This window comes from Klebsiella michiganensis (genome assembly GCF_002925905.1).
Taxonomy (GTDB): Bacteria; Pseudomonadota; Gammaproteobacteria; order Enterobacterales; family Enterobacteriaceae; genus Klebsiella; species Klebsiella michiganensis.
The window spans coordinates 1,376,288-1,389,734 of record NZ_PRDB01000001.1 but is presented as its reverse complement, the minus strand read 5'-3'; the positions used below and the strand labels follow the sequence as shown (position 1 = coordinate 1,389,734).

Below are 13,447 nucleotides of genomic sequence, written 5' to 3'. Positions count from 1 at the left end.
TCTGGAGTTTGCTATGACTGCAACCATTGCCGACAGCAACCTGCCGGTGACGCGCCCCGCGTGGGATCGTTCTCGCCTGGAATCCCGCATCGTTCACCTGGGCTGCGGCGCATTTCACCGCGCGCATCAGGCGCTTTATACCCATCATCTGCTGGAAACCAGCGACAGCGACTGGGGCATCTGCGAAGTCAACCTGATGCCGGGCAACGATCGCGTTCTGATTGAACAGCTGAAAAACCAGCAGCTGCTCTACACGGTGGCGGAAAAAGGCGCTGACAGCACCGCGCTGAAAATTATCGGTTCGATGAAAGAGGCGCTGCATCCGGAAATCGACGGCTGTGACGGCATTCTGCGCGCCATGACGCGTCCGCACACGGCAATCGTCTCCCTGACGGTCACGGAAAAAGGCTACTGCACCGATGCGGCCAGCGGCCAGCTCGATCTCAACAACCCGCTGATTCAACACGACCTCGCCAACCCGACGACGCCGAAATCCGCCATAGGCTATATTGTCGAAGCGCTGCGCCTGCGCCGTGAGCAGGGGCTTGAGGCCTTTACGGTGATGTCCTGCGATAACGTCCGCGAGAATGGCCACGTGGCGAAAGTGGCGGTGCTTGGCCTGGCCCAGGCGCGCGACCCGCTGCTGGCGTCGTGGATTGAAGCCCATGCCACCTTCCCGTGCACCATGGTTGACCGCATCGTACCCGCGGCGACGCCGGAAACGCTGCAGGAGATTGCCGACCAGCTTGGGGTCTACGATCCGTGCGCCATCGCCTGCGAACCGTTCCGCCAGTGGGTGATTGAAGATAGCTTCGTCAGCGGCCGCCCGGCGTGGGATAAAGTCGGCGCGCAGTTTGTTGAAGACGTCGTGCCGTTTGAAATGATGAAGCTGCGGATGCTCAACGGCAGCCACTCCTTCCTGGCGTATCTTGGCTATCTCGGCGGCTATGAAACCATCGCCGATACCATGACCAACCCGGCCTATCGCGAAGCGGCTTTCGCCCTGATGATGCAGGAGCAGGCGCCGACGCTCTCCATGCCGGAAGGCACCGATCTCCAGGCCTACGCCACGCTGCTGATTGCCCGTTTCAGCAACCCGTCGCTGCGCCATCGTACCTGGCAGATCGCCATGGACGGTAGCCAGAAGCTGCCGCAGCGCCTGCTGGATCCCATCCGTCTGCATCTGCAAAACGGCAGCAGCTGGCGCCATCTGGCGCTCGGCGTGGCGGGCTGGATGCGCTATACCCAGGGCATCGACGAGCGGGGGCAGCCTATTGATGTCGTCGACCCGCTGCTGGCGGAGATCCAACAGATCAACCAGCGTTTTCAGGGTGCAGAACGCGTCGCCGCGCTGCTGGCGTTAAGCGGAATTTTTGCCCACGATCTGCCGGACAATAGCGATTTTATTGCGGCGGTGACGCAGGCTTACCACGCGCTGTGCGAACGCGGCGCCCGCGAGTGCGTTGCGGCGCTCGGCGGCGGCCTGTAACGCTCTGTCCTGCCATGGGTCAACTGCACACCAATGTGGTTGACCCGTTTTCCCACTCTCCGCGCACGGGGAGGTGCCAACCCCCTGGCCAGATGCTATAGTCAGCCACCGGGCTATCGCATCTCACAACATAACATCATGAAATCACAAACTTCTCAGCACAGACCCTATCAGGAAGTCGGCGCGTTGATCCGCAATCTGATCGTCCAGACGCCCTATAACCCCGGCGATCGCTTACCGCCGGAACGTGAAATCGCCGAGATGCTGGACGTGACCCGCACCGTGGTCCGCGAGGCGCTGATCATGCTGGAGATTAAAGGGCTGGTCGAAGTGCGCCGCGGCGCCGGGATCTACGTGCTCGATAACGCCGTCGGAGAAGGCGCGGCGGAGAGCGCGGACATCAATCATTGCAATGATGCCGGTCCGTTTGAACTGCTGCAGGCCCGCCAGCTGCTGGAGAGCAATATCGCCGAATTTGCCGCCCTGCAGGCAACCCGGGAAGATATCATCAAAATGCGCCAGGCTTTGCAGCTGGAAGAGCGCGAGCTGGCCAGCAGCGCGCCGGGCGGCTCCGAAAGCGGCGATATGCAGTTTCATCTGGCTATTGCCGAAGCGACCCACAACAGTATGCTGGTCGAGCTGTTCAGGCAGTCATGGCAGTGGCGGGAAAATAACCCCATGTGGATCCAGCTGCACCGCCATCTCGGCGATACCCACTACCGCCAGGAGTGGCTGGTGGATCACAAACGGATCCTCGCCGCCTTAATCAAAAAAGACGCCCGGGCGGCCAAGCTTGCCATGTGGCAGCATCTGGAAAACGTCAAACGCCGCCTGCTGGAGTTCTCCAACGTCGATGATATCTACTTCGACGGCTACCTGTTCGACTCCTGGCCGCTGGACAACGCAGACGCCTGATCCCTGCCGCTGGCGCACGGATAGCGGCCGTCCGCGCGCCTTCTGTGCCGCAGCGCAAAAGTTGATAATGATTCTCATCTTTATTGTCGCCCTGCCCGCGCAGTGATAAGGTGACGTCATCCGATGACGCCCTCTCCGGTGCCGAAAACCGCATGAACAAGACAACTACGCAGAACGAACCCGCCCGCCAGGTGCTGAGGAAAACTTTCTCCGTCAGCGAGTTTATGGCGTTTGGTGAACGATACGGTATCGACTACCGCTTCCCGCAGCTGCTGCAAAAGCCGGAGCCTCCGCACGCCAGCCCGGTGCTGCGGGGAGAAGTGGAAGAGATGACCCTGCCCTGCGGCATGTGCGTCACCCATTCTGATGTTCACGTATTGCAGCCTTATGAGACCACCTCCCGCCACAGTAGCCCGCTCTATATGCTGGTGGTGCTGGAAGGCTGCGTCGCGCTGACCCTCAACGGGGAGCAGCACCTGGTGCGTTCCGGGATGGCCTTCACCTCGCGCCTTAGCGAACATCAGGCCATGCGCGCCCGCCACGATGCCGACAGCCGGCTCCGTACGCTCTCCCTCGGTCTCTACCCGGACGGCACCTGGCGCGATGGCCTGCTCGATTCATTGATGCGCGAGTGGGAAAGGTGCCAGACGCCAACGCTTATCTGGCAGATACCGGGTTTTCTGCTGAGCGGACTGCAGTACGCGCAGCAGAGCGCGCTGAGTCGCGTGTCCCGACAGCTGATGCTGGAAGGGCTTATCCTGCAGCTGTTCGGTCATGGGCTGAGCGTCTGTCAGGATGAAAGCGCGAAGCACGTCGCCCCGGCGGGCGGCGAACAGCAGCGGCTGGAGAGAGTTCGCCGCCTGCTGGAGCAGGCGCCGGAAAACGACTACACCCTCAATGAGCTGGCCCAGCGGGCGGCGATGAGCTCCAGCAGCTTGCGCAGTAAGTTTCGCCAGGCCTACGGCTGTTCGGTTTTTGACTACCTGCGCGATTGCCGGCTGGCGCGGGCAAGAAGCTATCTGCTGGAGGGCTATAGCGTGCAGCAGGCGGCCTGGATGTCGGGCTACCAGCACGCCACCAACTTCTCTACCGCTTTTCGTCGGCGCTACGGCATCTCGCCCTGCGATGTGCAAAAGCCGGGCTAATCCATTTTTCCCCTTTTTGCGAAAAATAGTCAGCGGCTTTGGCAGCGCGCATACGTATCCTGGCATTGCGCATAGCTATAGACAGCATCAAAAAGGTAATAATTCTTATTAACAATTAGAAATGCCTTTGGAGATGTTCATGTTTGCGAAAACTCGCCTGGCGCTACTGGTAGGATGGGTGACCGGCGGCGTCGCCTTCCCGCTGCTGGCCCAGGAAACAACAAAAAACGAAACCATCGTGGTCACTTCGCAGATGCAGAGCGGCGCGACCAAAATTGCCACCCCGGATATAGAGACCCCGCAATCGGTGTCCATTATCACGCGCGAGCAGTTTGAAGAACAGGGCGCGATCAGCGTCCGCCAGGCCGTGAGCTATACCCCCGGGGTTTACAGTAACCAGATTGGCGCCTCCAACCGCTTTGACTATATCGTCCTGCGCGGCTTCTCCGACGGCAGCCTGGATAACGTCTATCTCGACGGCCTGAAAATGATGGGCGATACCAACTCGCACAGCTCGCTGGTGGTCGATCCGTGGTTCCTGGAAAATATCGAAGTGGTGCGCGGCCCTGCCTCGGTGCTGTACGGCCGCTCTTCACCCGGCGGCATCGTCGCCCTCACCTCGCGTAAACCCTCATTCGATCCCGGCGGAGAAATTAAGCTGTTTGCCGGGAATAACAACCAGCGCGGGGCAGCGTTTGACGTTACCGGGGCGCTGGACGATAACGATCGCGTGGCGGCGCGCTTAAGCGGCATGACCCGCTATGCAGACTCGCAGTTTGATACCTTAAAAGAGCAGCGCTACGCGATTATGCCCAGCCTGACCTGGCGCATCACCGACCAGACGCGCCTTGATTTAATGGCCTATCTGCATCGCGACCCGGAGGGCGGCAGCCACTCGGGCCTCCCCTATGAAGGTACCGTGGTGCCGCACTACGGCAAGAAAATCGCTAACACCTTCTTCGAGGGAGAAGATGACTACGACAAGTACGATCGCCGCGAAAATATGGTCGGCTACAACTTCGAGCATCTGTTTGATAACGGCTGGTCGGTGCGGCAGAAGCTGCGCTACCTGCATACCAAAGTCGAGCTGAATCAGGTTTATGCCGCGGGCTGGCTGAACGAAACCGAGCTGAACCGCGGCTATTCCGGCTCGGACGAAAAGATGAACGCCATCACCCTCGATAACCAGCTCGACGGCAGCGTCGATACCTGGGCCGTTAACCATCGCCTGCTGATAGGGATCGACTATCAGGACCGCAGCAACGACACCACCGGCTACTATGGCGCATTCCCGGCCATTGACGCTTTTAATCCGGTCTACGGCGCGAAGCCGGATTACATCACCATGTACAGCCGCGAGAAGCACAAGCTGCGCCAGACCGGCTACTATTTACAGGATCAAATGTCCTGGGAGCGCTGGCGTTTGACCCTCGGCGGGCGCTACGACCAGGTCAGCGTCTCCAACATCGATAAGCTTAATCAAACGCGCAGCGATCTGGATAAGAACAACTTCAGCACCCGCGCCGCGCTGCTGTATCTGTTCGATAACGGGTTTGCCCCGTACATCAGCTACTCCACCGCCTTTACGCCCACCAGCTTCGCCGACGAAAACGGCAACGTGCTGGATCCGATGAAAGGCAAGCAGTGGGAAGCCGGGCTGAAGTATGAGCCGGAAGGAATGAACAGCCAGTTCAGCGCTTCGGTATTCCGCATCAATCAGACCAATATCGCCACCAAAGAAGAGCCGACCGATCCGTATCGTTCGATTGGTGAAATTGAGTCGAAAGGGGTAGAGCTGGAGGCGATAAGCCAGCTAACGGATAGCTTCCGCCTGCAGGCCGCCTATACCTACACCGACATTCGCTATAAGAAAAGCAGCCCGGAAGAGCAAGGCAAGCGTGCCGTTTACGCACCGCGCAATCAGGCCAGCGCCTGGCTGAGCTATGATGTGAAAAGCGGCCCGCTGGATGGCCTGACGCTGGGTTCCGGCGTGCGCTACGTCAACGGCATTACCAGCGACCGCCTGAATACCCACACTCTGCCGTCCTATACGCTGGTGGATATGGCGATCGGCTATGACCTGTCGAAGGTGGGAATTAAAGGCCTCAGCGCCCAGCTGAACGTGAATAACCTGACCGACAAGAGCTACATTGCCGCCTGTAACTCGCTCTCTTACTGCTACTTTGGCGCAGAGCGCAGTATCGTCGGCAGCGTCTCCTGGAAGTTCTGATCGCGCTAAAAAAGCCCGGAGTGTTGCGCTCCGGGCTGCGGGTTACTCTTCCGCTTTATGGGCCCACGCGGGCATGGCCGTTAAGTAGCGCATCGCCCGCTTGCGCGCTTCCGCGGGGCCGACCTTCTGCCAGGAATCGAGGAACTCGGCCAGGCCGGAGACGGCGTCCTCCCAGGATTTAAGCTTCCCCTCGCTATCGCAGCACCAGGCGCAGTACTCTTCGCTTGCGCTTTTCGCCTCCCCGGCGGACATCGGCATTCCACAGGCCTGACAAAACCGTTCTTGCTGTGACATAGAGCGCTCCTTTCTTGCGGATTGAGCATAAAAAATACCGCGTTTTTCGTCCAATAACGTCCTGCCAGCTCAAATAACCGTAAATTATACATGGTTATTATAGCCACAGCCTGGCTTGCGCCCGGCTTCCTGAACGCGTTCGACTACACTAAACAGGGACAGATGTTTGATGCCGCTGCGTCTGCCGGGAGCTTCTATAAACGGCAGGCCCAGCCGAGCCGGACGCATTCACTGCTAAAACAGTTTACGACAGGACGCAACCATGCAACTTAACGACCCTACCCTTTTTCGCCAGCAGGCGTTGATTAACGGACGCTGGCGCGACGCCAGCAGCAAAGAGACCCTCGCGGTCACGAACCCCGCCAACGGCCAGCAGCTGGGCAGCGTGCCCAAAATGGGCGCCGCAGAAACCCGCGAGGCTATCGATGCCGCCGCCGGCGCGCTGCCCGCATGGCGCGCCCTTACCGCCAAAGAACGCTCCGCTATCCTGCGCCGCTGGTTTGAGCTGATGATGGAGCATCAGGACGATTTGGCGCGCCTGATGACGCTGGAACAGGGTAAACCGCTGGCGGAAGCAAAAGGTGAAATCAGCTACGCCGCCTCCTTTATCGAGTGGTTTGCCGAAGAGGGCAAGCGTATCTACGGCGATACCATTCCCGGCCATCAGGCCGACAAGCGGCTGCTGGTGATTAAACAACCGATTGGCGTAACCGCCGCTATCACCCCGTGGAATTTTCCCGCGGCGATGATCACCCGTAAAGCGGGTCCGGCGCTGGCCGCAGGCTGCACGATGGTGCTCAAGCCCGCCAGCCAGACCCCGTTCTCCGCGCTGGCGCTGGCGGAGCTCGCCAACCGCGCCGGGATCCCCGAGGGCGTGTTTAACGTGGTCACCGGATCGGCCAGCGAAGTCGGCAATGAGCTCACCGGTAACCCGCTGGTGCGCAAACTCTCGTTTACCGGCTCGACGGAAATTGGCCGCCAGCTGATGGAACAGTGCGCGAAAGATATCAAGAAGGTCTCGCTGGAGCTCGGCGGCAACGCGCCGTTTATCGTTTTTGACGACGCCGATCTGGATAAAGCCGTCGAAGGCGCGCTGGCCTCCAAGTTTCGCAACGCCGGGCAGACCTGCGTCTGCGCCAACCGCCTGTACGTCCAGGATGGCGTCTACGATCGTTTCGCCGAAAAGCTTCAGCAGGCGGTGAGTAAGCTGCAAATCGGCGATGGCCTGCAGCCGAACGTCACCATCGGGCCGCTGATTGACGAGAAAGCGATCGCCAAAGTACAGGAGCATATCGCCGATGCGCTGGGCAAAGGCGCGCGGATAGTAACCGGCGGGAAAGTTCATGAGCTCGGCGGAAACTTCTTTCAGCCAACGATTCTGGTGGACGTCCCCGGTGATGCCAAAGTGGCGAAAGAAGAGACCTTTGGCCCCCTCGCCCCGCTATTCCGCTTTAAAGATGAAGCGGATGTTATTGCTCAGGCCAACGACACCGAATTCGGCCTGGCGGCCTATTTCTACGCTCGCGATCTGAGCCGCGTCTTTCGCGTCGGCGAAGCGCTGGAGTACGGCATTATCGGGATTAACACCGGCCTGATCTCCACCGAGGTCGCCCCGTTCGGCGGCGTGAAATCTTCCGGTCTCGGCCGCGAAGGGTCGAAGTATGGCATCGAGGATTACTTAGAAATCAAATACATGTGCATTGGGATTTAGCCAATAAACGCGCCAGCCCCGCTGGCGCGAATTTTTTAACGCTCAAGTGCGGATCGGCCAGGAAATGTAGTCACGACGGCCGTTCGTTTGCCGCCCGGGTCTCTCCGCCCCTATTTAATCGTAACCGCCATTTTTATGCTTCAGGCAATGATAAAAATATTATTGCCCGTCAGGAAAAGTTATCTCCTCTCAGTCCGGGGCAGGTTCGACATAAGATTAATCGTAGGCTACAATAATCAACGCCGAGCTAAAGCTTAATTTTTGAATAGATTCATAGATATAAATTCAGCTTTAAAGAAGGACAGGACATCATTTTATTGACTATAAAACGAGCAAAAAGATGACGGATAGCACCATTAAAATTTACAACGCCCGCTATAGTAAGCTGATGAAGCTACTGGATTTTATTGCCGTCAACTTGTTCATTTTCGCTTATTTAAAATACTTTTCGTCGAACCCTCAACGGCCTCTCTGTTCCTGGGCATAATATATTCACTGATTTTTATCAGAGCCAATGAACACTTTCAGCTATATTCTGGTCAGTTTAAAGGCCAGTATTTAAAAAAATTAACTAAATTATTTTTCAGCGTCAGTATAAGCGGCTTGTTATCATTTTTATTGTTTGTAAGCGCCGAATTATTACTGAACAATCACGCCAGCACAAACGCGGTGCGATTAGCTGAAATTATTGTGCTGTGCTCGATTGCCATATTTATTAGTATGTTTCTGATTCGCGTTATCTCCAGCCGCTATTTTTTCAAATCCAGACTCAAGGTGGCTATTTTAGGCATAACGCCAGCCGGGCTGGCCATCGAGCAGGCGCTGTTTAAGGAGTATACCCACGACGGGATTGACATCACCTTCTTTGAGGACCGCGCCGTGCAGCGCGACAGTCGCCTGCTCAGCATTGAGAAAAAAGGCAATTCACGAGACCTGCTGGCGCTGGCGAAAGCCGGAGAAATCGATGAAGTCTATATTGCCCTGCCGATGGTCGCCCAGCAGCGTATTCGCCAGTTCTTGAATGAATTTTCCGACACCACCGTAGATGTGTTTCTGGTACCGGACCTCTTTTCCTACAGCTCACATATTTCTCAGCTGCGGATGTTTGGCAATATTCAGACGATCAGCATTTTTACCTCGCCGTTTGAAGGCGAAGGCGCGGTACTCAAGCGTATCGAAGATATCGTGCTTGGCGCTTTTTTTACCCTGGTCAGCCTGCCGGTCATGCTGGCGGTGGCGATCGGAATTAAGCTGACTTCGCCGGGCCCGGTGCTGTTTAAACAAAACCGTTACGGCCTGAACGGTAAACAGATCCCCGTCTGGAAGTTCAGAACCATGCGCGTGATGGAAAATAGCGCTGTAGTGACCCAGGCAACGCGTAACGATCCGCGCATTACCCGCTTCGGCGCCTTTTTACGTAAAACCTCGCTTGATGAACTGCCGCAGTTTTTTAACGTGCTGCAGGGAACTATGTCGATAGTGGGCCCACGCCCTCACGCGGTCGCGCATAATGAGCAGTATCGCGTGCTGGTGGAAAATTACATGATCCGCCATAAAGTGAAGCCCGGCATTACCGGGCTGGCGCAAATACACGGTTTTCGCGGCGAAACCGACACGATTGATAAAATGGAAAAACGCATTCAGTACGATCTGGAATATATTCAGTCGTGGTCGCTGCTGCTGGACATTAAAATTGTGTTTTTAACGTTTTTCCGCGGATTTGTGGGGAAGAATGCGTTCTGAACTCACTTTCCTCGCAGGTTTGCTGGCGATGCCTTACGCATGGGCTGACCTGCAGGCAAAACCACATACCGGTGTGGCTGGCATCGATTTCGAGAGCCAGGTGGGTTATGACGTCGGTTACAATGACAACGTGACCTGGCAACGCTACGGCGAGAATGAAATCGGCTCCGCTTATCAAGGCGTTAAGCCGATTTTCAAAGCCATCGGCGAGCGCTACGAGGACCGCTATTTATTGATGTACTCCGGCGATTACCGCCGCTACGCCAGCGATAGCGCAGATAACCGCGACAACCATTTTTTTATGTTTAACGGCAAGTGGCGCTTCGGCAGCATGCACGGGCTGTCGTTGGATCTCGATGAAACGTTCGGCCATGAAGAGCGCGGCCGCGATACCACCGAGGGGTTTCTCCCCGAGCAGTTTAAAGAGTTTGGCATTAATAAGCCCATCGCCACGCGCTTCTTTAACAGTGAACTGCGCTATAGCTACGGGGCGCCGGAAGGGCGCGGTAAAGCAGAAGTTGCGCTAATGCATAAGCAGCTGCGCTTTCGCAATCTCGACAGCATTGAGGACGCCAGCGCCGACTTTCATTATTACATGCACGATCAGGAGTGGCATGAAAACAGCCTGGTCGCCGAGCTTTTTGATCAAAAAGCCAAAACGCTGCGCTATCGCTACAGTTTTATTACCAACCAACGTCGCTATGAGCTCAACCCGTTAAAAGACAGTAACGAATATTATCTGCTGGTCGGCATGAAAAATCGTCTTTCCGGCAAGACCGAGATCCACGGCAACGTCGCCTGGCTGTATAAAGATTTTATCCATAATCCCGACTCGCAGGGGTTCAACGGCCTGAACTGGGATATTAACGCCGACTGGAAACCGCTTGAACAGATAAAGCTCAACCTACACAGTTCACAACGAATAAAAGATCCCACCGACTCCGGCGGCTATATTCTGGTATCAAATTTCGGTCTGGGCTATGAGCACCACTGGCTGGTCGACAGGTTCTCCACTCTGGTTGATTACTCTTATATTACAGAGGATTACAAACACCAGACCAACGGACGCAAAGATCGATCAAACCTCGTGTCGCTCACCTTCAACTATGACTACCGTCCATCCGTTAATTTTCAGCTGAAGCTGCAATGGAACACGATGCATTCTAATAAAGAAAAAGATGCCTTTTATATTGGCCCGGACTATGACCATGAGGTCGAGCGCACGCTGGGCTACAACGACTCGGCCATTATTTTTATGACGCAGGTACAAATATGATCCTTAGCTATGGAAAACGGGCGGTGATTTCTCTTCTGGCGCTATGGCTGGCGGGCTGTTCGGCGCCGCCGCAGACGATCCGAACGCCGCCGGATGCCGTTTATCATCTGGACCAGGGAGATGAGATCAATATCGCGGTTTCCGGCGAGCAGGATCTCACTATGCGCGTAAAAATCGATAATAGCGGCAGCGTTGATTATCCTTATATAGGCTCCCTGATGCTGAAAGGGAAAACGCCTGAACAGGTCGGCAACGAAATTGCCGATAAGCTGCGCGGTAACTATCTGCAGGCGCCAATGGTGACCGTGAGCATTGCCGAATACCGTAAAATTTATCTGTTAGGCGAAGTCAAAAAACCGGACGGTTACGCCTGGGAACCGGGCTTAACCGCTGAAAAAGCCATTGCGCTGGCCGGCGGGTTTACCGATCGCGCCGATCGCCATGACATCCGCATTCGTCAGTTTCGCAGCGGTAAACTGCTGGAAAACGTCGCCGCCGACTCCGCCGTACAGGCCGGAGATACCATCATCATTGGCATGAGTTTCTTCTGATATGGCTATTTCATTAGTTGAAAATGGAAAGAAGAAAGAAGGCTTTATCGACTTCACGCCTTATTTCAACAAAATTAAGCACAAGCTGATCTGGTGCCTGGTAGTGGTGGTGGTGGCTGCCGCGGCGTCGTGGATCCTGACGCGCTTTATGTCATCCAGCTATACCGCAACCGCGACGGTGCTGTTTAAAGCGCAGTCGCAGGATGTTACCCCCCTGCCGCGGCTGGAAAACTATGATTCCACCCGCAGCGATTACTATGAAACCAAATACGCGCTGATGGGCTCCCGCGTCGTGCTGGAAGCCGCGGTAAAAGCGCTAAAGCTGGATCGGGACCCGGAATTTAACGGCGGGGACAATCTTGATGAGGCCGCACGGGTCAATAATGCGCTGCGCGCCCTGCAAAAAAACCTGACCATCTCCGGCGTGCGCACCACGCAGCTGGTATCCGTTTCGATGGAGGCGAAATCGCCGCAAAAAGCCGCCGATATCGCCAACGGCGTGGCGCAGGCGTTTATCGATTACAGCCTGGCGCAGAAGCAGAAAATCTTACTTCAGGCCCAGGGCTGGAACGAGAAAATGATGGACGATCTGCGCGATAAGCTCGATCGCCAGAAAGCCGACATCGATGATTTTCTCAAACAAAACGGCCTGCTGACCTTTCGCAGCATGGATGGCTACGAGACCGAGCGCCTGGGGATCGTGATTAACCATCTGGCCGACGCCACCCAGCGCCGTCTGAAAGCGCAAACGGTGTGGGACAAAGTGCGCCGTCAGCAGGGAAAAGCGCCGGAAGCCATCATCTCGCTGCCGGAAATTTCCGGTCATCCGCAGATTCAGGATCTGCGTATCGCGCTGATCCAGACGCGGCGTAACTTATCGGAAGCGGCAAAACACTATGGCCCTAAGCATCCGAAATATCTTCAGGCTCAGGCCCAGCTGCAGGTCGTCAACGGGCAGATAGGCCAGGTGTTGGGGGAACTGCTTAACGGCTTACGCCAGCAGTATCAGATCGCGCTGGACGATGAACAGCACTATCAGCAGATGCTCAACGACCAGAAAGCCGACTTCCAGGCGCTGGGCGCCAAGCGCGACAAATACAACACCATGATGACCGCGCTGAACAAAACCGAAGAGCTGTATAAATCGCTGTATCAGCGGGCGAATGAGCAGAAGCTCTCCGAGAGCTTTTCGGTTCCCGATGAAGTGATCTACGATGCCGCCGTGCCGCCAAATCTTCCTTCTAAACCGCAGCGCGGTCTGCTTATCGTGATGGCGACCCTGATGGCGCTGGCGCTGTACATCATGTACCTGATAGTCAGCACCGCGCTCGACAAAACGGTGAACAGCATCAGCGAACTTAAAGCCAAAACGGGCCTTGATGCCAGCGGTGAGTTTCCGCTGTTGCCTCAGGCGAACAGCGCGAAGCTGACGTTCCAGAACCTGCTGTATGCCGATATGCTCCACAGCCTGCGCCTGGCGCTGCTCGGCCAGAATACTCATAGCGGGACGATACTGGTGACCTCGGCGCAGGCAGATGCCGGCAGCAGCCTGATTGCCGAAATGCTGGCGTGGTCCGCCGCTAAGTCAGGCAAAACCTTGCTCATCGATGTAGATTATCTGGCAAGCGCGGGGCTCTCCGCGCGCTATCCTCAGCATAAAACAGGGTTCAGCGAGCGTCTTGATGGCCGCAGCGCCGCGTCCCAGGCTGTGGCCCCCCTTTCCGAGACGCTGGATTTTATGCCGCGAGGCGAACTCAGCGACTCAGCCCTGCTGCTGCTCACTTCTGAACGGCTCCCGGCGCTGCTGACGACGCTGCGGCAGACCTACGATTATCTGATTATTGATGCGCCATCGCTCGGGCTGGCCCAGGACGCCCTGCTGCTGGCGCCGCACGTCGATATCAGCCTGCTGGTGGTCAACGCAGGCGAGCAGGCGTCACGCATCCGCGACGCGCAACATCGTCTGCAAGCCGTCGCGCCAACGCCTGTCGCCACCATGCTTAACCGGGTGCAAGAAGAGAACCTGGAGACGCAGGAGGGCAAACGCCTGCCCGAGCGCGGCATGGGCGAACTGATTTCACCGAAGTAGCGAT

Annotated in this window: 9 protein-coding genes and 1 pseudogene; 9 read left to right on the top strand and 1 reads right to left on the bottom strand. The window is 56.6% G+C overall.

Features of this window, described 5'->3' with window-relative positions; translation table 11 throughout:
- Positions 1-13 precede the first annotated feature (13 nt).
- From CDA56_RS06685 to foxA, 4 genes are all read left to right on the top strand, one after another.
- A complete protein-coding gene (locus CDA56_RS06685; protein WP_103815329.1) occupies positions 14-1,489 on the top strand; it encodes a fructuronate reductase in 1,476 nt (491 codons plus the stop codon).
- 138 nt (positions 1,490-1,627) lie between these two features.
- Complete coding sequence (uxuR, locus tag CDA56_RS06680; RefSeq protein WP_004847986.1) at positions 1,628-2,404, top strand: Uxu operon transcriptional regulator; 777 nt, start codon at positions 1,628-1,630, stop codon at positions 2,402-2,404.
- A 152-nt stretch (positions 2,405-2,556) separates the two neighbouring features.
- Positions 2,557-3,549 (top strand): helix-turn-helix transcriptional regulator, encoded by a 993-nt coding sequence (locus CDA56_RS06675; RefSeq protein WP_103815331.1) that lies wholly within the window; start codon positions 2,557-2,559, stop codon positions 3,547-3,549.
- 121 nt (positions 3,550-3,670) lie between these two features.
- Entirely contained in the window at positions 3,671-5,779 is a 2,109-nt protein-coding gene (gene foxA, locus CDA56_RS06670; protein ID WP_104011302.1) for a ferrioxamine B receptor FoxA, read from the top strand.
- A gap of 42 nt (positions 5,780-5,821) precedes the next feature.
- Here foxA and CDA56_RS06665 read toward each other — a convergent pair whose 3' ends face one another.
- Positions 5,822-6,073 carry a zinc ribbon domain-containing protein gene (locus CDA56_RS06665; protein WP_025107253.1) on the bottom strand — a complete coding sequence of 84 codons (252 nt, stop codon included), beginning with the start codon at positions 6,071-6,073 and terminating at the stop codon, positions 5,822-5,824.
- Between the two features lie 262 nt (positions 6,074-6,335).
- Here CDA56_RS06665 and gabD point away from each other — a divergent pair, with 262 nt between their 5' ends.
- The 5 genes and pseudogenes from gabD to CDA56_RS06640 all read left to right on the top strand — a co-directional run bounded on the left by gabD (position 6,336) and on the right by CDA56_RS06640 (position 13,443).
- Positions 6,336-7,784 (top strand): NADP-dependent succinate-semialdehyde dehydrogenase, encoded by a 1,449-nt coding sequence (gene gabD / locus CDA56_RS06660; RefSeq protein ID WP_032748090.1) that lies wholly within the window; start codon positions 6,336-6,338, stop codon positions 7,782-7,784.
- Positions 7,785-8,124: 340 nt separating this feature from the next.
- Positions 8,125-9,527: pseudogene (locus CDA56_RS06655) on the top strand (undecaprenyl-phosphate glucose phosphotransferase).
- The gene (locus tag CDA56_RS06650) at positions 9,517-10,803 is read left to right on the top strand and encodes an outer membrane beta-barrel protein (RefSeq protein ID WP_102803738.1); all 1,287 of its coding nucleotides are present in this window, start codon (positions 9,517-9,519) and stop codon (positions 10,801-10,803) included. The pseudogene CDA56_RS06655 and the gene CDA56_RS06650 overlap by 11 nt, the downstream one beginning before the upstream one ends.
- On the top strand, positions 10,800-11,354 hold the full coding sequence (locus tag CDA56_RS06645; RefSeq protein ID WP_004847971.1) for a polysaccharide biosynthesis/export family protein: 555 nt from the start codon (positions 10,800-10,802) through the stop codon (positions 11,352-11,354). The genes CDA56_RS06650 and CDA56_RS06645 overlap by 4 nt, the downstream gene beginning before the upstream one ends.
- Before the next feature lies 1 nt (position 11,355).
- Positions 11,356-13,443 carry a GumC family protein gene (locus CDA56_RS06640; RefSeq protein WP_103815438.1) on the top strand — a complete coding sequence of 696 codons (2,088 nt, stop codon included), beginning with the start codon at positions 11,356-11,358 and terminating at the stop codon, positions 13,441-13,443.
- The last annotated feature ends 4 nt before the right edge of the window (positions 13,444-13,447 follow it).